Annotated in this window: 19 protein-coding genes; 15 read left to right on the top strand and 4 right to left on the bottom strand. The window is 59.9% G+C overall.

The genetic code is table 11. The features are described 5' to 3' along the window. Window positions 1-567 precede the first annotated feature (567 nt). Complete coding sequence (locus tag GM79_RS01925; protein WP_051718379.1) at window positions 568-924, bottom strand: SLOG family protein; 357 nt, start codon at window positions 922-924, stop codon at window positions 568-570. 170 nt (window positions 925-1094) lie between these two features. On the opposite strand from GM79_RS01925, the gene GM79_RS01920 reads away from it, so the two are divergent. The 14 genes from GM79_RS01920 to GM79_RS01855 all read left to right on the top strand — a co-directional run bounded on the left by GM79_RS01920 (window position 1095) and on the right by GM79_RS01855 (window position 15138). Beyond that, window positions 1095-1424 (top strand): hypothetical protein, encoded by a 330-nt coding sequence (locus GM79_RS01920; RefSeq protein ID WP_152559781.1) that lies wholly within the window; start codon window positions 1095-1097, stop codon window positions 1422-1424. Continuing rightward, window positions 1417-1707 carry a hypothetical protein gene (locus GM79_RS01915; protein WP_152559780.1) on the top strand — a complete coding sequence of 97 codons (291 nt, stop codon included), beginning with the start codon at window positions 1417-1419 and terminating at the stop codon, window positions 1705-1707. Before GM79_RS01920 ends, GM79_RS01915 begins: the two co-directional genes overlap by 8 nt. Window positions 1708-1759: 52 nt before the next feature. Next, entirely contained in the window at window positions 1760-2086 is a 327-nt protein-coding gene (locus tag GM79_RS01910; protein ID WP_035558349.1) for a hypothetical protein, read from the top strand. Window positions 2087-2152: 66 nt separating this feature from the next. After that, window positions 2153-2860 (top strand): hypothetical protein, encoded by a 708-nt coding sequence (locus tag GM79_RS01905; protein WP_035558346.1) that lies wholly within the window; start codon window positions 2153-2155, stop codon window positions 2858-2860. 85 nt (window positions 2861-2945) lie between these two features. After that, complete coding sequence (locus GM79_RS22630) at window positions 2946-3623, top strand: PD-(D/E)XK nuclease-like domain-containing protein (RefSeq protein ID WP_051718378.1); 678 nt, start codon at window positions 2946-2948, stop codon at window positions 3621-3623. 262 nt (window positions 3624-3885) lie between these two features. Then, window positions 3886-4809, top strand: a complete 924-nt coding sequence (locus tag GM79_RS01895) for a toxin-antitoxin system YwqK family antitoxin (RefSeq protein ID WP_152559779.1) — start codon at window positions 3886-3888, stop codon at window positions 4807-4809. Window positions 4810-5104: 295 nt separating this feature from the next. Next, window positions 5105-8560, top strand: a complete 3456-nt coding sequence (locus tag GM79_RS01890) for a DNA methyltransferase (protein WP_035558341.1) — start codon at window positions 5105-5107, stop codon at window positions 8558-8560. A gap of 109 nt (window positions 8561-8669) precedes the next feature. Continuing rightward, window positions 8670-9074 carry a type II toxin-antitoxin system MqsR family toxin gene (locus GM79_RS01885; RefSeq protein ID WP_161787099.1) on the top strand — a complete coding sequence of 135 codons (405 nt, stop codon included), beginning with the start codon at window positions 8670-8672 and terminating at the stop codon, window positions 9072-9074. Then, a complete protein-coding gene (locus GM79_RS01880) occupies window positions 9061-10113 on the top strand; it encodes a type II TA system antitoxin MqsA family protein (protein ID WP_035558338.1) in 1053 nt (350 codons plus the stop codon). The genes GM79_RS01885 and GM79_RS01880 overlap by 14 nt, the downstream gene beginning before the upstream one ends. 297 nt (window positions 10114-10410) lie before the next feature. After that, window positions 10411-10632 carry a DUF2188 domain-containing protein gene (locus GM79_RS01875; protein WP_035558336.1) on the top strand — a complete coding sequence of 74 codons (222 nt, stop codon included), beginning with the start codon at window positions 10411-10413 and terminating at the stop codon, window positions 10630-10632. 151 nt (window positions 10633-10783) lie between these two features. Next, window positions 10784-11746 (top strand): nucleotidyltransferase, encoded by a 963-nt coding sequence (locus GM79_RS01870; RefSeq protein WP_161787098.1) that lies wholly within the window; start codon window positions 10784-10786, stop codon window positions 11744-11746. Continuing rightward, window positions 11739-13877, top strand: a complete 2139-nt coding sequence (locus GM79_RS01865; RefSeq protein WP_035558334.1) for a ThiF family adenylyltransferase — start codon at window positions 11739-11741, stop codon at window positions 13875-13877. Before GM79_RS01870 ends, GM79_RS01865 begins: the two co-directional genes overlap by 8 nt. Then, window positions 13874-14614, top strand: coding sequence for a DUF6602 domain-containing protein (locus tag GM79_RS01860; protein WP_035558331.1), 741 nt, complete (start codon window positions 13874-13876; stop codon window positions 14612-14614). The genes GM79_RS01865 and GM79_RS01860 overlap by 4 nt, the downstream gene beginning before the upstream one ends. Before the next feature lie 86 nt (window positions 14615-14700). Then, entirely contained in the window at window positions 14701-15138 is a 438-nt protein-coding gene (locus GM79_RS01855) for a hypothetical protein (RefSeq protein ID WP_035558326.1), read from the top strand. Between the two features lie 103 nt (window positions 15139-15241). Here the strand turns inward: GM79_RS01855 and GM79_RS01850 are convergent, their stop codons facing one another. Continuing rightward, entirely contained in the window at window positions 15242-15997 is a 756-nt protein-coding gene (locus GM79_RS01850) for a hypothetical protein (protein WP_035558323.1), read from the bottom strand. 112 nt (window positions 15998-16109) lie between these two features. Between GM79_RS01850 and GM79_RS01845 the strand changes: the two genes are divergently transcribed. Next, the gene (locus GM79_RS01845; protein ID WP_035558321.1) at window positions 16110-16313 is read left to right on the top strand and encodes a hypothetical protein; all 204 of its coding nucleotides are present in this window, start codon (window positions 16110-16112) and stop codon (window positions 16311-16313) included. Between the two features lie 457 nt (window positions 16314-16770). On the opposite strand, the gene GM79_RS01840 is transcribed toward GM79_RS01845, so the two are convergent. Next, window positions 16771-17715: an N-acetylornithine carbamoyltransferase gene (locus GM79_RS01840; RefSeq protein ID WP_035558318.1), complete on the bottom strand. Its 945-nt coding sequence runs from the start codon at window positions 17713-17715 to the stop codon at window positions 16771-16773. Window positions 17716-18158: 443 nt separating this feature from the next. Next, window positions 18159-21328 (bottom strand): carbamoyl-phosphate synthase (glutamine-hydrolyzing) large subunit (gene carB, locus GM79_RS01835; protein ID WP_035558315.1); only part of this gene is annotated, 3170 nt, incomplete at its 5' end.

The raw sequence follows: 21328 nt of genomic DNA, 5'->3' as shown, positions 1-21328 counted from the left end.
CGACAACGCCCTACGCTCCGGCCCACTTCACTGCGCTTCCTCCGCCAACGCGGCGCTTCGGTCGGCGCTCCTAACGTCGCTTCTCCCTACGCTTGCTATGGCTCCGGTCGCTGCGTTCGGCCGGCCTCCGCTACCGCAAATCCACCGCACCCGCCCGGCTCCCGTTGGTCGCCCGGCTCTCTCCCCGCTTCCGGGCCGCACAGGGCCAGAAAAAGGCCCTCCGCCGCCCGTTCGCTCCCCCACGATAAGGTGCAGGCCGCAGGCTAAAAAAAGCCCGCCGCCCGCGCCATAATGTTTGCGTTCAGGCCACGCAGGCCAACGAACAAGGCCCGCTTCGCGGAGGGTTTTATTGGGGAAAGCCCCAAACCCCTGCCATCATGCCCCGGCTAACGCCCGGTCATCTTCCTCGGGCTCCGCCGCCTCCCGTTGGTCGGCCGCTACTCCCTCACAAGGCCCGCTTCGCGGAGGTTCTATCGGGGGCCTCAAGGCCGGCCCCCCAACCCCCTGGCCAAGGTTATTTAGGGCTTGTTCAGGGCCGGTGCCCGGTGCCGCCCGGCGTTCGGGTTGCTAGTCCAGTGGCAGCAGCTCGCAGCGGCGGCCCAGGCGGCGGGCGGCTTTCAGGGCGCTTAGGGTGCCCTTGCTGCGCCCGTCCCACACCACCAGCACCAGGGTGGCCCGGCGCACTATTTCGGCGTTGCGCACGTGGGGCGCGGCCGTGGGGCCGTTGGTAGCATAGTCCGGCCGCAGCTCCGTTAGCGGCACCCGGTGGGCTCTGGCCCAGGTGGCCGCCAGCGCATCCACGCCGGCCGCACCACCGCTCACCACCTCTGCCGGGTTCAGTTCCGCCAGCCGTGCCAGCAGCGCGGCGCAGCTTTTCACGCCCCGGCTGCCTACCACCGCCACCACCTTTTTATCATTTTCCATACCCTAAAGTTACGTAGAAATAATTTGCAAAACAAGGCATTATTTACAAACTATTGCTTGTATTTAGTAGCCATAGTTTGTATCTTTGAGTATCAAGTCGGGAGAGGCCCGACTATCCGCCCTACCCGGAGGCCTACGGCACGGGGCACCCACGGCTAACACTTACAGCCATGCAACCCAACCAACTTTTGCAGCTCGCTGCTACCGCCTGGAAAGGCCCCGCCCTCTGCTCATTTTCGGGCATCTATGTTTCGCAGTCCGCCGCTACCTATGGCAAGGGCGGCACCACCTGGCACGTCATGCTCAGCCTGGCCAGCCGGCCAGAGTGCCAGCCCGCCGGCGGGTTCGCTGGCTCCGCTTCTTGTCCCTTTCAGGCGTTGCGCCTGGCCTTTAGGGCCCTGCGGGCTTTTGCCCCCGGCTACGCCTTTGTAGCCCTGTGGGAGGTGTTGAAGGCCGAGGATGAATACGCCGGTTGCCCGGTTGCCCTGGCTCGTGGTTAGTGTCGCCGCTCCCATCGTTCAGGTGGGGGCGGCCTTGCCGCCCACCGCCGCCGCATTGCAGGTTGCCACGGCCGCGCTAGCCGCCGCCCGCGCCGCCTGGCTGGCCGCCCCTTTCGAGGAGTGCAGCACCGCCGGCCCGTGGTGGCAGGCGCTGGAATCTGCCCGCGCCATTCACCTCACCGCATGGTTTGCGCACCGCGCCGCCACCCGTCCGGCACCCGCGCCGCGTCCGTCGCTGGCCGGTACCACCCCATTGGGCTTGCTGTTAGCCGCCCGCCACTGATTCTTTCACCAAGGGCCGCCCCTTCGGGCGGCTCCATTAAAGAGCCTTATCCATGCCCCAAACCGCTGTTACCTACCAGCCTCAATTGCTTGACCCGCACAACGCCACACCGCAGCCGGTAAGCCCCCGCAACGGTAAAAGCTTTAAGCTGGCCGAGTTGTACGAGCTACTCGACTGCCAGCTAGTCGATGTGGTGCGCGTCACCAACGACCTGATTCTCATTATCGACGACGAGGGTAAGTTCCGCAATCCGGCCTACCTCAACCTGCTGGCCACCTACGTCTGGCACCAGCACCAGGGGACCCTCCGGGCAGCCGCGCGCGGCGTCGATGCCATCGTGGGCCGTGCCATTCTGTGCCACGATAAGCAATTCAAATAGCCCAATACGGCGCAGGGGCCGGCCGCCAACAGGCCCCGCTTTTTCCAATTCCAACCAGTTACCAGTATGTCAACCGCCACCAAAGCCCCCAAAACCACCACCGCAGCCACCGTCCAGGCCGTTGCTCCCGCCCCTGTTATGTCCATTGTGGCCGCCGCGCCGCGTCCGGCCTACCTACTCGACAAACTCGATGAAGCCACCGGCGAAGTCGCCCAGGTACCCGCGTTCCGCTACCTGCCCGGCCACCCCCGCCAGGTGCGCTTCGATGCCAAAGCCGGCCAGTTCAACATCAACGGCACCGTGCCGCTCGGCGCTTCTATCTCCTTTGTGCCGCTGGCCTGGCGCGTGTTTCAGGATGATATTTTGAACATGGGCCGCAAGCTGTGGGCCGAGCTGTTTTTTGCCGATGAAAAGGGCGCGGTCTGCGCTGTGCTGTTCCACGGCTACAGCGTCGAAAACCTCTACCGCCTCATTGAGCCGCTGTTTTACGACGACCTCACCCTAGCCGATGTGCGCGTCACCGTCACGGCCGAGAAGAAACAGACCACGAAAGATGGTAAAACGGCTACCTACTACATCGCACAGTTTAGCTACGTGGCAGCCGACGCGGCCGAGGTAGCCGCCCGCCGCGACTTCGCCCGCGACTTCCCCATCTGGCGCGCCGAAACCCATACCGGCAAAGCCGATATGCGCATCCAGCACGGCTACACCGTGCCCGCTGCCGATGAAGCTCCCGCCGAAGACGAGGCCGAAGCCCTGGCCATTGCCGCCTAGTACCGCGCCCGGCCGCCCGCCCCACACCGGAGCGGGCGGCCCTTGCCGACACCCTAATTCCTCATTCCCAATTCTTCATTGCCCCATGTTTTTCAGCCTTGCCCAACACCCCAACCTAACCCAGGTCCAGCACCGCGCCCTGTCCCAGGTCAGTAATACCGACCTCTCCAATCTCAAAGCCGAGCTAATGGGCCAGCTGCGCCGCCCCAACCCCGACGCGCTGGCCTACGGTTCCGCCTTCCACGCCGCCACCCTGGAGCCGCGCACCTACGCCCGCACCACCGACCGCTGCCCGTGGGCCCAACTTGAAGCCCTGGCCCGCCAGGTGCGCCGTCACCGCTACTGCCGCGACTTGCTCTACCGGGGTACCGCCGAGCTGACCCATACCGCCATTCACGTTGATACCGGAGTAGCAGTAAAGGTCCGCCCCGACCTACTCGTAATCAGCCCCGCCGGCCGCACCCGCACCCTCATTGACTTCAAAACCACCAGCTGCCCCGACCTGCCGCACTTCCTGGCCAGCGCCGAGCAGTACGACTACGACCGCCAGGCTGCCCTTTACCTCGACGCGCTACAGGCTACTCGCTTTCTCATCATCGGCGTACAAAAACGCAACCCGCACCAGATTTGGGTATTCGATGCCACTGCCGCCCCCGGCTTCATCGAGCAGGGCCGCCGCAAGTATTCAACCTTATTACGTCGCTATGCCACCCGCCAAGCTTCGCCGCTGCCACTGGTGCAGCAGTACGCCCTAGCTGCCTGATATCAGAACGCCCCGCCGGCAGCACGAGCGGGGCGTTTTTGGTCGGGGCGCGCCGGAAGCGGTGTGCTGACGCACGGGGCCACAGCCGGCGGGTCGCACTTCGTTGCTCCTTTCCGCCGCCCCCGGCCCCCACCAGGTTTGCGTTCAGGCCACGCAGGCCAAAGCACGTTTAGTCGCTAGCCAAATCCTGGTTTATTAGCAATAAACCTTATCGAATGAGGTGGCTTGATTGCATCTTGCGGTAAATTTTCAACTACCCTTCATGGTAAAATATCTACGCCTAGCTATTCTTGTCGCTGTTTTTCCAACCTCGTTACTGGCGCAACGGCCTAAACCTGCTGCTGTACTTTCGCCTCCCGATACAGTTTATTTCGACCAAGACTGGGACCGGACCGAGGTACCCGAAGACCGTAAATTCGTCCGCGTCGCCCGCCATACCCCTGAAGGTAAGCCCAGTGGTACCGTGCGCGACTACTTCTTTCCGTCCTGGAAAAAACAGTTCGAAGGCAAGCTGCTCAGTGAATCTCCCGACGTACCCCAAGGGCTGTGCACCGGCTGGTACGAAGACGGCAAATTGAATTTTCGCGGTACCTATGTCAGCGGTCAGCAGCAACCCGACTTTCGGCAGTGGCACGAGGACGGTCGGGAGATAAAATGTGCCTTTGCTTACCAAGACGCGCTGGCCCTGAGCAAGGCAAAACTTCATTCCTACTACAACGACGGCAGCAGCCGCAAGGTCTTTACTGTTGATTTGCCCATTAACACCGTGGGTATTGTATACAAGCTCGATATCCGTGACGACGGTGAACCGCCCGTTTCGTGGGCTACCGGACTAGCCCTTGTCGCTGCCATATCCAATCCGGCTCTTGGTGCCACCGCACTGCTGTCTGCCGGCTCCAGTGCCCTCACCAAGCAAAACACCAGTCCGGCACCGGCCACCAGCACCAAGTGCCACTGGTATATCACCGACGACCTTGAAGCTGCCAAGGAATTTATGGATACTAAAGGCAGTATATCCCGTCCGGAAGTCTGTTATAAAATAAGCCGAAACATCACCCAGGAAACCCGCGAAATCAAAATCAAGGAAGCCACGCACCGGCTGTTTTTCTGCGTCAACAACAACAATTCCACTACCGCTGCCACGGCCACTCTCAGCGTGTCAGCGCTGGTGCAGGCTTGCGAGTAATGCGGTTGAAAATGTACTGGTGATATCTTCCCATGCACCACAGCGAGTTGCCCACGCTGCTAAACCACCGCTTTACTCACATCTACTACAGCTTTAGTAGCTCGTCTGAAGCGTTAGGTTGGGAGACGTAACACCTCAGCAGCCTTGCTCGCAAAAAGCATAACTGCCGCGTTATTCGTTGCTGCCTGCGCCACGTTCTTGTACTTTAGCTGCCCGATTCCCATCTTATTCTTTCGGTCTTATCGTCTTCTCCTCCCGTCCGGAGAAAGCGGCGAGGCAAAGTAGCTTTCTACCTGTGACTTATTCTGATTTTGCTGCCCGCTGGCTGCGCAGCGGCGGCGCTGAGCGCGCCAACTACCAAGCCTTCCTGCACGAACTCTGCGCCCTGCTCGGCGTCGAGCCGCCCCAGCCCTCTGGTGAGCTGGCTTCCCAGGACGCCTACGTCTACGAGCGCGCCGTGACTTTCCAGGACGGCCCCAAGCGCAGCACCGGCCGCCTCGACCTCTACAAGCGCGGCTGCTTCGTGCTCGAAACCAAGCAGGGCACCAACTCCCCCGACGACCAGCAACGGGCCGATGCCGCCGACGCGGCCGCGCTCGGCCAGGCACCCCAGGAGCGCCGCCGCCGGGGCCACGCCGTCCGCGGCACCCGCAAGTGGGACCAGATGATGACCGAGGCCCGCAACCAGGCTCTGCGCTACGTGCAGGCCTTGCCCGCCTCCGAGCCGCGTCCGCCCTTCGTCATCGTGGCCGATGTGGGTTACTGCTTCGACCTGTACGCCAACTTCGCCGGGACCGCCGAAGGCTTCACGCAGTTTCTGGACCTGCTCACCGGCATTCCCGGCTACAAGCCTGCGCCGCCCGCCGGCGGTGGCACCGAGGCCTTCCGCATCCCGCTCAGCGCCCTCGAAGACGAGGTGGTGCGCCAGCGCTTGGCCCTGCTCTTCACCGACCCGCAGCAGCTTGACCCCAGCCGCCGCGCGGCCCAGGTTACGCGCCAGCTCGCCGCCCACCTGGCCGAGCTGAGCAAGCAGCTCGAAGCCGCCGGCCATGCCTCCGAGGCCGTAGCCCAGTTTCTGATGCGCTGCCTCTTCACTATGTTCGCCGAGGACGTGGAGCTGATTCCCCGCGCCAGCTTCACCGGCTTGCTGCAGCAGTACGCCAGCACGCCGGAGCTGCGCCAGCTGCTGCCCGACGCCCTGCAAAGCCTCTGGCACACCATGGACACCGGTGGCTTCTCCGGCGACCTGCGGGCCCGCCTGCGCCGCTTCAACGGCCAGCTCTTTCACGATGCCACCACGCTGCCCCTCACCGAGCCCCAAGTTCAGCTGTTGCTGCGCGCCGCTGCCGCCGACTGGACCGAGGTGGAGCCCGCCATCTTCGGCACCCTGCTCGAACGCGCCCTCGACCCCAAAGAGCGCCACAGCCTCGGGGCGCACTACACCCCGCGCCGCTACGTGGAGCGCCTGGTGCTGCCCGCCGTGCTCGAGCCCCTGCGCCGCGAGTGGGCCGCCGCCCAGGCCGCCAGCGCCCGCCGCCTCGAAGAAACCGCCGGCCCGGCCGGGGAGCGCGCCGCCCGCCAGGACTTACTGCGTTTCCTCACCCGCCTCACCACGGTTCGGATTCTCGACCCGGCCTGCGGCTCCGGCAACTTTCTCTACGTCACGCTTGAGCACCTCAAGCGACTCGAAGGAGAGGTGCTCACGGCCATCAACCGCTTCGGCCAGTCGGGCCTGCTCGATTTGGGCGGGGCCACCACCGTCTCGCCCCGCCAGCTGCTGGGGCTGGAGCTGAACCCGCGTGCCGCCGCCATTGCCGACGTGGTGCTGCGCATCGGCTACCTGCAGTGGCACCTGCGCACCCACGGCCTCACCCAGCTAGCCGAGCCCCTGCTCGACAGCTACCAAAATATCCGCCAGCAGGATGCCGTGCTGAGCTACGAAGCCGGCTTTACTAACGCCCAACCCGCCGCCTGGCCCCCGGCTGATTTCATCATCGGCAACCCGCCATTCGTCGGCGACAAAGCCATGCGCCGGGCCCTGGGCGACACCTATGTGGATACGCTGCGCAGCGTGTACAAGGGCAAAGTCGACGAATCGGCCGACCTGGTGATGTATTGGTGGGAGCGGGCCGCCGAAACCGTGCGGCAAGGGCAAGCCGAGTCCTTCGGCTTCATCACCACCAACTCCATCACCCAAACCTTCAACCGCCGCCTCATCCAGCGCCACCTCGATGCCGCCCCGCCGCTGTCGCTGACGTTCGCTATTGCCGACCACCCGTGGGTAGATAGCGCCAATGGCGCGGCCGTGCGCATTGCCATGAGCGTGGGCCGGGCCGGTACCCACGTGGGCAAGCTGGCCACCGTGGTGCGCGAGTCGGTCACCGACGAAGACGATGCCCACATGGTAGAGCTGGTGGAAAGCGAAGGCGTCATCAACGCCGACTTTACGGTGGGAGCCGACGTGGCCGGGGTGAAAGCGCTGCAAGCCAACGAAGGCGTTTCCAGCAACGGCATGATGCTGGCCGGTGCGGGCTTCATCGTGACCGAGGCGCAGGCCCGCACCCTGGGGCTGGGCACGGTGGCCGGCCTCACCACCCGCATCCGGCCCTACCGCAACGGCAAAGACCTGACCGCCCGGCCGCGGGGCGTGTACCTGATTGACTTGTTTGGCCTGACCGAAGCCGACGTCATCCGCGACTGTCCGGCCGTGTACCAGCACGTCTACACCCACGTCAAGCCCGACCGCGACCAGAACAACCGCAAAAAGCTCAAGGAAATCTGGTGGCAGTTCGGCGAAACCCGCAAAGGCTTACGTGCGGCTACAGTGGGTCTGCGCCGATATATCGCCACCGTTGAAACGGCTAAGCATCGCATTTTTCAATTTGTAGAATCCGAAGTAGTTCCTGACCATAAGATTGTCGCCATCGCACTAGATGACGCCTATCATCTAGGGATATTATCAAGTCAGGTACATAATACATGGGCTCTGGCTTCTGGAAGTACGCTGGAAGACAGACCTGTCTACCCTAGCTCCCGCTGCTTCCAACCATTTCCTTTCCCCGAAGCCACGGTAGAGCAGCAAGAGCATATCCGGGTGCTGGCCGAGGCGCTGGATGCGCACCGCAAGCGCCAACAGGCCTTGCATCCTGCGCTGGCCCTCACCGACCTCTACAACATAGTCGAAAAGCTGCGCGCCGGCCAGCCGCTCACGGCCAAGGAAGAAGTCGTGCACCGGCACGGCCTGGCTGCCGTGGTGCTCAGCCTCCATCAGCAGCTCGATGCCGCCGTCGCCGAAGCCTACGGCTGGCCCGCCGACCTACCCGCTCCCGAGCTGCTCCAGCGCCTGGTGCACCTCAACCACCAGCGCGCCCGCGAAGAGCAGACAGGCCACATCCGCTACCTCCGCCCCGCCTACCAGGCCCCCGAAACCGTGCAGGCCGGCCTCGTTCTGCCCGAGCCCGCACCCATTGCGGCGGCCCAAGCCAAAGGCAAGAAAGCCGCCAAGTCATCGGGTGCGGCAGCGCTGCCCGATAACGGGGCAGATGCCCTCAACTCCTGGCCCCAGGACCTCGCCCAGCAGATGCAGGCCCTTCGCACGGCCATAACCGTGGCCGAGATGCCCCTCACGGCTGCCCAAGTGGCCCAGCGTTTCCGCGGTGCTGGCCCCGCCCGCGTCCAGCCGCTGCTCGATACCCTGGCCGCCCTCGGTCTGGTTCGTCACCTCGTCGAAGAAAACGCCTACGCTGCCTGATGCCGGGCGCATATTAACGCCCATGCCGCCAAAGTGGTTTATCCATCTGTATCCGTATCCTGGCAAAACATCAACTAATAAGTTGAACTTTGCGTAATTGTTCGTAGTTTTGAATATACCCAGCGCAGTTCCCCCGCTTCGTGAGGTCGCCGAATACCTCCGCGAGTTCAAGGACAAGCTCAAGTTCTTCGGTTTCATCATCGTCGACCGTGACAAAAACAGCTCTAAGACCCTACTCAAGCTCGGCATCAACGGCGACAACGTGCGCAGCTGTCTGCTTGAGTTGGAACCCACCAACTACTTCCAGGGCCCCACGCCCAACGAGCAGGCCGGCAACCCGCCCGTTTGGGTGTTCGGCCGGGAGCTTCGCGGCCACGAAATCTACATAAAAGTGCATCTGGGACGCCCCAGTCGCTCGGTTATCTGCATTTCCTTTCACCTGGCCGAGCATTCCATCACCTATCCGCTGAAGCGCAAGCCTCACCCTTTGCCCCCCACCGATGATTCAGCCTAGAATCGAAAGCCCCCTCTCCGACGGCTACGCCATCCTGCGCTGGGAGCCCGATACCCAGCTTTTTCGCAAGGAGCCCTACGATTATACCTATCATTTTTACGAGTGCGAAGACACCGGCGAGCGGTTCGTCACCCCCGAGTTGGCTAACCTCAACACTGCCCAGGTCTACAACCAGCACCGGGAAAAGCACAGCATCCTGTTTCCCGAGCAAATCCGGGCCATGCGCGAGCGGTACGATCTGACCGCCGCCCGTATGTCCTTATTCCTGGGTTTGGGCGCTAATCAGTACCGCCACTACGAAGACGGCGAAGTGCCCAGTGCCTCCACGGCCAACCTGTTGCGCCTGGCCAGCAACCCCAGCACGTTCCGGGGAATGGTGGAAGAAAAGCGCACTGAGTTGCGCCCCAACGAATACCTGAAGCTGGTAGGCCGTCTGCTGGAGCTAATCGACCAGGAAGGGGTATCGCACCGGGTTGGTGGCTTTCTCATTCGCAGCACGCCGCCTACCGCAGTCGAAGAGCCGGACCAGTACACCGGCTACGTTACGCCCGACGCCGAGAAGTTCGCTGAGCTCGTGCTGTTCTTCTTCAACTACCTCGACAACCTCTTCAAAGTGCGGCTGCTCAAGCTGCTCTTCTATTCCGACTTCTACCACTACCGCCTGACTGCCCGGGCCATCACCGGCCAGCGCTACCGTGCCGTGCAGCACGGCCCCGTTCCGCAGGAATACGGACAGCGTTTGCAGGAAATGGTGCAGCGGGGGCAGCTTACCGCTGGCTTTCACCCCAGCCTGGTGCAGTCCGACAACGGCGCGCCGGTGCTGGCCTATAAAGCAGCTCGTAAGCCCAACATGGATGTCTTCAGCGAGTCTGAACGTCACGTGCTGGCCGTCGTGCTGCAACGTTTGGGGCGCAAGTCCCGCCGCGAAATTGAGGACCTCAGCCACGAAGAGAAAGCCTGGCAGGACAACGAGGCCCAGAAGAACGTCATCAGCTATCAAACCTACGCCTACGACCTGAACGCCTTGCGTTTAGCGTAGGCGTTTTTTCATAACATCCCTAAATAATTCCTTGCCGACCAAACCCCTTATAAAACAATCCGGCTGCCACAGGTCAGTGGCAGCCGGCATGGTAGAAATGCAGTAAAAGAAGGTTGGCGCCCGAACTACTGGTGCCGGGATTGGTCCCCCGGCCGCGCACTCCTACCGTGAGATTATACGAGGCCACGAAGGTAACAGATGTTTGTTACCCTGCAACAGCGTGCCCTTGTGTCTGGCCCGGTGCATCGCCCACCACTGAGTTTACCTCTGTGGGCCCCATTCTTGAAGCCCTTATCCATGGCCAAGAACTTGCATGTCGTGCCCCGCTCCACCGGTTGGGCCGTCAAAACCGCTGGCGCATCCCGCGCGGCCACCGTTGTTTCCACCCAAGCCCAGGCCATCGAGGTGGCCCGGCAAATGGCCACCAGCCGCGGCACTGAATTGCTGATTCACGGCCGCAATGGTCAAATCCGGGAAAAGAACAGCTACGGCCCCGACCCGGAAGCCAGCAAAGGCTAACCCCATTTTTTGCACTGCCCGGCACCACTTACGTGGTGGTGCCGGGCTACTGCTACCACCTTCTGCAGCCCTGTTGCGGAAGGAGGCTACCCCTTACATGCCCATTAAAACCGTTATGGCGGACTTAAACAAAAACGATTACCTGGGTTGCGTGCACCGTTCCTACGGCATCAACTTAGAAGAAGACCTGGTTGAGGACAACCAAAGCTTAGCTGACCGCTACCGCAAAAAGCGCGACAAGGTGCAGACCGCGCTGGAAAACAAATTCGGTAGCAACATCCGCTGCATTCAGCATTCAGGCTCCTATGCCAAGCATACGGCCATCAATATTAAGTTCGACATGGACTTGTGCGTGAACTTCAAGCGCAGCGCCTTCACTACCCTGCGGGTGATGTACGACGACGTATTGGAATACCTCGAGAGTGACGAGTTCAGCGATGAAGTGGGCGACCTGACCGACGTTCGGGCCCAAAAAGTATCGGTCGGCCTGTTCTTCCTGGTCGACGACGAGGTGCTCAACTTTGACATCACCCCTGGCCGGCGCATCAGCGACGATGACCCGAGTTGCTTCGACTTGAACTTGTGCCTCAACGACGAGGATTCGTCGGGCCGCATGAAAACCAACATCGCCAAGCAAATCGACCACATCAAGGGCCGAAAGAAAGAGCGCGAAACCGTCAAGCTATTGAAGGCCTGGAAATTTGAGCACTTCACCAAGCTGAAATCCTTTCTGTTGGAGTTGCTTACCATCAAGTCGTTCGACGACAAGGGGGAAGCCAACATACCCAGTGGCCGGTGGGACCGGCTGAAGCTTACGATGGAGTTCATCCGGGACAACATCGAAACCATCAACCTGCTTGACCCGGGCAACTCCGGCAACAACGTCACCAACAGCCTCACCGACCGTCAGAAAAAGAAGCTGGCCAAGGAAATGAAAAGGGCGCTGAAACAGATTGAGGCGGACAGCAACAAGCTCAAATTCTATTTCCCGGTCAATCCCAAGTTTCCCTGCGAGGATAAGCCCAAGGATAGGGAACCCGCAAAGGCATCCAACCGCTACGAACAAAACGCAGCCGTAAAGCAGACCACTTATCCCGCTACCACCTATGGTTGATAACGGTGCGGATACACGGTTTTTCAACACGTTCTTCGCCGCTGAACCCAACGTGACCTTGCTGGAGCCCTTCGTATTCGAAGAGGCTCCAGCCCGGCACGTCGGTGGCATCCGGGTAGAAACGGCCAAAGGGGCCGTGCATTTCACCGTGCACGTGCCCGAAGCCTACCCGCAGGGAGAACTATTGTTCTGGCCCAAGGAAATAGTAGGCTACGCGCACCAAAGCGTTGCCAAGCTCCCACTGCACGGTGGGTTTCTCTGCCTGTCCACTCCCATCATCAACCACCTGCCTATCCGCCTGGCGCAGGAAATGCGGCAGCTGCACGGCTGGCTGACGCGGTACTACGTGCAGGAGGAACCCGATGAGCACTACGAGTACGTTCCCATTCGCGGAGCCAAATGTGGCCATCTCCTTTTCGATGAAGAGCCCGCGGACTACAATGCAGACCGTTTCGCTACCCAGCAGAGCGGTACATTTTCGTATTCCCTGCTTCGTCCTGCCAATACTGCGGTCGACTTGCCCACGCAGGCCCCTACTTTTCTTGGTTCGGGCCTGGGCAACGTGGCAGCTCGGTGGGCTGCAAACGCTCACCAGGCCCGTTACGCCGGAATGTGGACGTTGCTCAGTCAAGCGCCCGTCATGCAGCGCAAGCTGCGCGTCGAACGGTGGGAAGACTTACTGCCTTTTCTGCCGGAAGACTTCTACGCGCAGCTGCGCCAGCTAGGGTTGGAACATGGGTTTCGCCGGCAGTCACCGACCACTTTAGGCAATCGATTCATGCTCGCCGTCGGCTACCCGATACCGGGCAGTGACGGTCAGGAAATAATGTGGGACACGCTGTTTATCCCTCTGAGCTTGCTTCGGCGGGACGCATCGACCTCAGCCGTTCGAAACCGGTTTGAGGCTTTGGGCAGGCAAAAGCTGATGTGGGGAGAAGCCAGTAATGCCGCCTACTCGCGCTTCTTTGGGCGTGGTCAACTACCGGACGAGCTTGTTGGTCGTCGGGTTTTGGTTGTTGGCGTTGGCGCAATAGGCAGCTGCCTGGCGGAAACCTTGGTACGCGGTGGCCAGCGGGAACTCGACTTTGCTGAATCCGACGTGGTGGCATCAGGTAATATTTGCCGCAGCCGCTACCGGTTTCGGGATGCCGGTGCGCCCAAAAGCATGGCCCTGCAGCAGCACCTGCAAGCCCTCTCTCCCTACGTCTCAGTCCGAATACACGACGGCGTACCGAACACTGCGCCCGGAGCCCAAAACTGGGCGCAAATCACCGCGTGGCTGAATAAATACGACCTCATATTCGACTGCTCCGCCAACAATGAGGTGCTCACTACGCTCCATCACGCAGTACCAGCCACCCAGGTCATCCACATTTCCGTCACGGAGGGAGCCGAAGAGCTGATTGTGGTGGCCGGTGGCGAAAAATGCTCTCTGCAGGAGCGGCGCGAGCAGCTGTTGGCGCATATCGGCCGACCCGCCTCCCCGGAGTTTCGCGAGGGGGCTGGGTGTTGGCATCCTACGTTCCGGGCTGCCGGCGCCAATATCGAAGCTATGGTTGGACTTGCTGTTAGTGAATTAGCCGAAATGGCCCGTCAAAAAAAACCCTTCCGCACGTTCAGCTTGCACCATGTGCCGGGCCGTGGCATTCAGGTTAGCGCCGACCAGCAATATACCCAAAATCAGTTGGGTCTGCAGCTCGTTATCACCGGCGAGTGCCTGGAACAAATTAAACAATTGACCTTGCTGCATCACCCGAAAGAGTTTGGGGGGGTACTGGTGGGAAACTATTCGGAAGATGGCAGTTGCGCCGTTGTCAGTCGAATTATTGTTCCGACTAAATTCAAGAATTCCCCTACCTCGTTCGCTCCTGACCCAGCATGCATCAACCGGCAGCTGCAAGCATTACCGGAGCAGCTACAATATCTCGGCGACTGGCACTCGCATCCGGATGGTCCGTCCCAGCCTAGCTCGACGGATAAAGCCACCATTGCCCGGCTGGCAGCCCACCCTCAGGTCCGTGCCAGTACCCCGCTGCTGCTCATCGCCCAAACCAAACACCACCAAGTGGTGCCCCACTTCTTCGTTCAACACCAAGGTAAGCTCCACAACTACAGCCAGTCCCCTGCATGAATCATTTTGACCTGAAGGCCGCTTTCAACAGTCTGCAAAAGCAGATGTCTCTTAAATTAACCACCAACCGTCAACTCGTTTCCCATGCCCCTTCAATGGGCGACGTGACCGAAGAAAGCTGGCGCTCCTGGCTCCAGGAGTACCTGCCGAAACGGTATTGTGTCAGTAAGGCATTCGTGGTAGACCACAACGGTTTCATGAGCCAGCAGATAGATTTAGTAATTCATGACCGGCAGTATTCTCCTTTCGTGTGGACCGTAAACGGCATGGACCATATTCCAGCTGAAAGCGTGTATGCGGTGTTTGAAGTCAAGCAAAATTTCGATAAGAAGACACTAGAATACGCGGGTGAGAAGATAAAATCAGTTCGACTGCTCACCCGCACTAATGCTCCTGTTTACCACGCTGATGGTTGTATCCAGGAACCACGGGAGCATTTCAATATCATCGGCGGCATTCTAAGCTTAGACTCTACATGGAGCGAGGCTTTTGGGGAGCCTTTCATTAACACAATTGACAGTCTCGACTTCCGTAGTCACATTGACATCGGATGTGTACTGGATAAAGGAGGCTTCAACATTCATTACAATGTGGATGCGGACAACATCCGGGAAATCAGCACTCCCGAGGAAGCATTGATTTACTTCTTTCTAAAGCTGTTATCCAGGCTTCAAAAGCTAGGCACTGTACCCGCAATTGATATCGAGAAATATGCTCGGGCCCTCGAGTCGATGTAGCAATCTTTAAGTAGCAGCTATCAGTCATTAGCTGTAAAAAGTTGCTTTAAATCGCTGATTCAAAAGAATTTCAGCTCCCACTCACGATGAATAAAGCCTTGAAAAACCAAACAAATAATTCCTCCCACCGGTGGGGGATGTATTCCTTCTTTCTTAATTTACTTGTCCATTCTGAGGTGCTTGTGCTTAAACTAGTGAGCTTAGGCATACTGGCCATTGCTGGTGGTCTGGTAAGCCTAGCCATCCTTGAACCCCTACGAGATGTCCTGACAGGTACCTACATTACAGCCGCAGCCGTTGGTGTGGTGTTGATGGGGCGAATGCTGTGGCGCGATACGCAGGGGCGAGAAATATCCTTTCCCTGGACGCTGTTTTTATGCGCTGGCTTGGTTGGTTTGTCCGGTGGCTTGGCTGTTCTCTCTAAGCTTCAAGACGGCTTTCACTTCCTGCTCTTTTCAGGTCTTGTGGCTGGCTCCTGTTATTTCGTGATGGTACTTTGGCAAGCGTATAAATCAAGTAGGTGAGTATTGGCTCATGATAAGAAGGCATAAGCAATGGTACCAAAAAGCAATAGGCCAGCCGTTTTTTAACGGCTGGCCTATTGCTTTTTGGTACCTCTGTACGGTGCTAAAGTCCCAACACCTTCACAATAGCCAGCGCGTTGTACGCCCCATTCTTAAGGTCGTACATCTTACCGTTCACCTGCTGCACGAACTCGATGCCCAGCACTACCATGATGGGGTGGGTACTAGCCGCCGGCAAGGGCAAAGCCAGCGTCTGGGCAACTTGGTCCTGCGGCCCGAGTACCATAAACGCCGTTTCGGCCTGCTTAACGTCCCAGGTGTTGTTCTCGAAATCAATGCTGGCCGCGGCCGCAAGGATTTTGCAGTGGGTAGCCCCACCTGGCGCAGCCACCGCCGAGCCTGGAACGAAGCCCGACAAGACTACTTCGTGAGCCCCGCCGGCCCGGTCAATGGTCGCCTCGTAAGGTGCGAACAACGTGCCCGTAAGCAAGCCGCTGGCGTTGAACTCGAAGCCCTGCAGCATTTCGACTTCGCCGTCGAGTACGTTGCGCAGGCCCCGGTCGCTGGTTTCATCAGCTTTGATGACGCGCACCATCTCAGCCGTGAGCCGGCTTGATACGCGCGAGTCGGCCGTCTTCTGAAGCAGCCCGCGCAGGGCCGTGCGCAGCACCTTGCCCGCCGAGCCGGCCCGCCCGAACTCGCTGCCGTTCTCGCGGGTGCGCACAAATGCAGGGTCCGAAGCAATGCGTTGGGCCGACACGCCGCCCGCCTTGCGGGCAAGGTGCCCGTCTTTCGATTTGTAGAATGAGATACCGTCAATGGTACCGTTCAGTTTGATGATGCTGTCTTGTCTGGCCATGATGATTTTAGGGAAATGGTTTATCGAAGTTTCCCCGTAATTTTCGCTGATTACAAGCTCTCAGGGGCTTTGCCTACCGCAACCCGTCACCTTTTCCGCAACCCGCCACATTATGCCAGTCATCCCGCGCCGCATCTGCATTTATTCCAAGGACGTCAGCAACATCACCGGTAAGAGTGAACGTCACGCCCGCGCCCTGCTCAGCCGCATTCGATACAGCCTCGGCAAAGCCCGCGGCGACCTCATTACTATTCACGACTTTTGCCAAGCCACCAAGCTCCGTCCCGAAGACGTAGAGCAGTTCCTCATCAATTAACTTCGCCCCAAGATGAAGCCCATATACCTCGGACATACGTCGGACATAGAGCATCAATTCTAATGGGCAGAGAGCAGGGTTCGAATACTCCCCAGTTCCTGGCGGGCCGCTACCTCAGCCTAATGCAGCACAGGTGAATTCCAGCGAATTTGAAGAAGCCCCGCCATTTGAAGCATACCAAAAGAAATCAAATTGTTGGTGAACCCAGCGGTGAACTGCGTTGATGAAACGGTCGTGAACGGCTGATAATTAATCGCTTATATTGGTTGAATTAATCCCAGCGGGATCACAGCAAAAGCCCCAATCTGGAAACAGGTTGGGGCTTTTCGTTTGGAAAAGTGGCCACAGCTGCGGCTGGTTTTCGGGCACGGGGTTTTGCATGCTGCCCAGAATGAAAAGGCCCCGCCGAATAATCCTCGGCGGGGCCTTTTCCTGGCATTGTACAATTGACAACCAGCTACTTCAGCAGCTCGTGCAGTATGGTTTGCATGGAGATAGTGCGGTTGCCGGCTTCCTGAATAATGAGTGAGTCGGGGCCGTCGAGCACGGCATCGGACACCTCCACGTTGCGGCGCACGGGCAGGCAGTGCATGAATCTGGCTTTGTTGGTGTAGGCCATGTGCAGGGGCGTGAGCATCCAGTCGGCGTCCTGCGTCAGGATTTGGCCGTAGTTCTGGTAGCTGCTCCAGTTTTTGGCCTGCACGTAGTCGGCGCCTTCCAGGGCCCGGCGCTGGTCGTATTCGATGCGGGCGCCCTTCGTGAATTTGGGGTCCAGCTCGTAGCCTTCGGGGTGGGTGATGACGAAGTCAATCCAGTCGATTTCCGAGAACCAGTCGCAGAACGAGTTGGGCACGCACTGGGGCAGCGCGCGCACGTGCGGGGCCCAGGTGAGTACCACTTTCACGCGCTCCTTCCGCTTGGTTTCAGCCACGGTGATGAGGTCGGCGAAGGATTGCAGGGGGTGCAGGGTGGCGCTTTCCAGGCTAATGACGGGCACGGTGGCGTACTGCAGTATTTTGTTGAGGACGTCCTCGCTGTAGTCGGCCTCGCGGTCCTGCAGGGTGGGGAAGGTGCGCACGCCCAGCACGTCGCAGTACTCGCTCATCACCGCAATGGCGTCCTTGATGTGCTCTTGGGTGCTGCCGTTCATCACCGCGCCGTCGGCCATTTCCAGGGTCCAGGAGTCGGCTCCGGCGTTCAGTACCCAGGCTTGCGCGCCCAGGTTGTAGGCCGCTTTCACGGAGCTGAGCCGGGTGCGCAGGCTGGGGTTGAAGAAGATGAGGCCAACAGTTTTATTCTGCCCGATGTGCTTGTAGCCGTAGGGGTTGGCCTTGATTTCGAAGGCTTGCTGCAACAGGGCTCGGTAATCGCCGGCATCGGCGAAGGAGGTGAAGTTTTTCATAAGGTGGGTGAGTGAGATAGCGCCAAAAAAGTACGACTTGCGCGGCAGAGTAGCGTCGCGTCTGCGCTACAGCGTCATTGTCGGAGTTGACATGTAGTTGAGCTTATACGTGATTGTAGGCTCTCGAGCGGTCTTGAACTTATGCTTTAACGATGCAGGTGTTTTTATAAAAGCATTGGCCAGACATTTTTGAGAAAGGCGCTGAAGCTGAATTAGCGTCAATTGTTGTAATGACTCCGCAGTAAATTGGTGCCGCCGAGGAAAGAAGGTGGCACTGAACTGGCGCGAGTTCAGCGTGGCCTGAATCGAGCCATATGCTTAGGGGAGGGGCTATGCCTAGCAGATAATATTAGAACGTCATGCTGAGCGAGGTCGAAGCATCTCTACCGCAATACTAAAACTGGGTAGAGATGCTTCGACTTCGCTCAGCATGACGTTCGATATTACATGGCCTTATACTCCCCCCAGCTCTTAATCTTCAAATCCGCCATCTCCAGCGTGCAGAAGGCCTTGATGAACGCCTTGGCCAAGCGTGCGTTCGTCAGCAGCGGCACGCCGGAATCTACCGCCGTGCGGCGGATTTTGTAGTCGTTGTCCAGCTCGCCTTTCGACAGGTTCTTGGGGATGTTAATGACCAGGTCGATTTTCTTCTCCTTGATATACGTCAGTACGTTGGGTTCCTGCAGGTCGCTGGGCCAGAAGAGCAGGCTGCTGGGTACGTTGTTTTCGGCGAAGAAGCGGTGGGTGCCCTGAGTGGCGTAAATCTGGTAGCCGCGCTTCACTAGCAGCTGGGTGGCGGAGAGCAGCGCCACTTTCGACGTGATGGGGCCGCCGGAAATGAGCACCGTTTTCTCGGGGATTTTGTAGCCCACGCTCAGCATCGATTTCAGCAGGGCTTCCTCGGCGGTGTCGCCCAGGCAGCCGACTTCGCCGGTGCTCACCATGTCGACGCGCATCACCGGGTCGGCGCCGGGCAGGCGGGTGAAGGAGAACTGCGGGGCCTTCACGCCCACGAAGGGCAGGTCGTAGACCCGCTCGCTTTCGTCACGCTCCACTTTCTTGCCCAATAGCACCTGGGTGGCCTTTTTGATGAGGTTGTTGCCCGAGATTTTCGACACGAAGGGGTAGCTGCGCGAGGCCCGCAGGTTGCACTCAATCACGCTGATGGCCCCGTTTTTTTCCAGGAACTGGATGTTGAACGGGCCGCTGATTTCGTAGCGTTTGGCCACTTTTTCGGCAATGATTTTGAGCTTGCGAATGGTGCCCACGTACACCCGCTGGGGCGGGTAGTACATGGTGGCGTCGCCGGAGTGCACGCCGGCAAATTCCACGTGCTCGGAAATGGCGTAGCTCACGATTTCGCCCCGGTCGGCCACCGCGTCGAGCTCAATTTCCTTGGCTTCCTGCATGAATTCGGACACCACCACCGGGTATTCGGCGCTCACTTCTTTAGCGGCTTTCAGGAATTCTTCCAGCTCGAAGTTGTTGGAAACCACGTTCATGGCCGCGCCCGACAGCACGTAGCTAGGCCGAATGAGCACCGGGTAGCCCACTTCCCGCACGAACTCGTGCATGGCTTCCAGCGAGGTCAGCTCCTTCCAGCGCGGCTGGGCAATGCCCAGCTCGTCCATGATGCGGCTAAACTTGTGGCGGTTCTCGGCCTCATCAATGTGCGCCGCCGATGTGCCCAGAATGGGCACTTGCGCCTGTTCGAGGCGGGTGGCGATGTTGTTGGGAATCTGGCCGCCGGTGCTCAGAATCACGCCGCCGGGCTGCTCAAAATCCAGAACATCCATTACCCGCTCGAAGCTCAGCTCCTCGAAATAGAGCCGGTCCGATACGTCGTAGTCGGTCGAAACGGTTTCGGGGTTGTAGTTGATGAGGATGGTTTTGTAGCCCTCCTCGGCGGCGGTTTGCACGGCCTGTACGCCGCACCAGTCGAATTCGACCGACGAGCCGATGCGGTACACGCCCGAGCCCAGCACCACCACCGACTTCGCAGTTTCGCGGTCCAGGTCGTTTTCGGTGCCGTGGTAGGTGAGGTAGAGGTAGTTGGTTTTGGCCGGAAATTCGGCGGCCAGCGTGTCAATCTGCTTGACTACGGGCAGCACGCCCAGGGCCTTGCGGCGGGCACGCACCCGCAGCTCGTCGGCCTTCACGTCGCCCTCGCCCAGCAGCAGTACGGCAAGCTGCTGGTCCGAAAAACCCGCTTGCTTAACCGTGCGCAGCAGCTTGGTTTCCAGCGCATCGAGGCCCCCGGCGCGGCCGGCGGTCAGTTGCTGGCCCAGCTCGAAAATGGTATGCAGGCGCTGCAAAAACCAGTGGTCAATCCGGGTCAGCTCGTGGACCTGCGTCACCGAGTAGCCGGCCTCAAACGCCCGGTTGATGGCGAAGATGCGCTCCTCGTTGGGCTCGCTCAGCTGCTGGTCGAGGGTTTCGGGGGCCAGGGCATCGGGGCGGTTGGCCACGAAGCCGCGCCGGCCGGTATCGAGCATTCGCAGGCCCTTCTGAATGGCTTCCTCGAACGATTTTCCGATGGCCATCACCTCGCCCACGCTCTTCATGGCCGAGCCAATCTGGCGGTTCACACCCGCGAATTTGCCCAGGTCCCAGCGCGGCAGCTTCACCACCACGTAGTCGAGGGCGGGCTCGAAAAAGGCCGTTGTGGTCTGCGTAACGCTGTTTTTCAGCTCGGCCAGCGAGTAGCCCAAACTCAGCTTGGCGGCTACGAAGGCCAGCGGGTAGCCAGTCGCCTTCGAGGCCAGCGCCGACGAGCGCGAGAGGCGGGCATTCACCTCAATCACGCGGTAATCTTCGGACGCGGGGTCGAGGGCGTACTGAATGTTGCACTCGCCCACGATACCCAGGTGCCGGATGGTTTTGATGCCGATGGTGCGCAGCTTGTGGTACTCGCGGTTGCTCAAGGTCTGGGAAGGGGCCACCACGATGCTCTCGCCGGTGTGGATGCCGATGGGGTCGAAGTTCTCCATGTTGCAGACCGTGATGCAGTTATCAAACTGGTCGCGCACCACTTCGTACTCCACTTCCTTCCAGCCCTTGAGCGATTCTTCCACCAGCACCTGGTCGGAAGTCGTGAAGGCCTGCTGCACCACGGCCCGCAGCTCGTCCGCATTATTGGCGAAGCCGCTGCCCAGCCCGCCCAGCGCAAACGCGGCCCGCACGATGATGGGGAAGCCGATGGTTTCGCCGGCGGCCAGGGCGGCATCCATGCTGGTGCAGGCCACACTGCGGGCCGAGAGCACGCCAATCTGGTCGAGCTTGACCTTGAAAATCTCCCGGTCCTCGGTGTCGATGATGCTCTGCACGGGCGTGCCCAGCACCTGCACGTGGTACTGCTCGAACACGCCGGCGCGGTACAGGGCCACGGCGCAGTTCAGGGCCGTTTGGCCACCAAAGGCCACCAGAATGCCATCGGGCCGCTCTTTTTGTATGACGCGTTCCACGAAGTAGGGCGTCACGGGCAGGAAGTACACGTCGTCGGCCATGCCGTCGGAGGTCTGCACGGTGGCAATGTTGGGGTTGATGAGGATGGTGCGGATGCCTTCCTCCTTCAGCGCCTTGAGGGCCTGCGAGCCGGAATAATCGAACTCCC

This window comes from Hymenobacter sp. IS2118 (assembly GCF_000715495.1).
GTDB lineage: Bacteria > Bacteroidota > Bacteroidia > Cytophagales > Hymenobacteraceae > Hymenobacter.
This window is presented reverse-complemented; position numbering and strand designations above follow the sequence as displayed.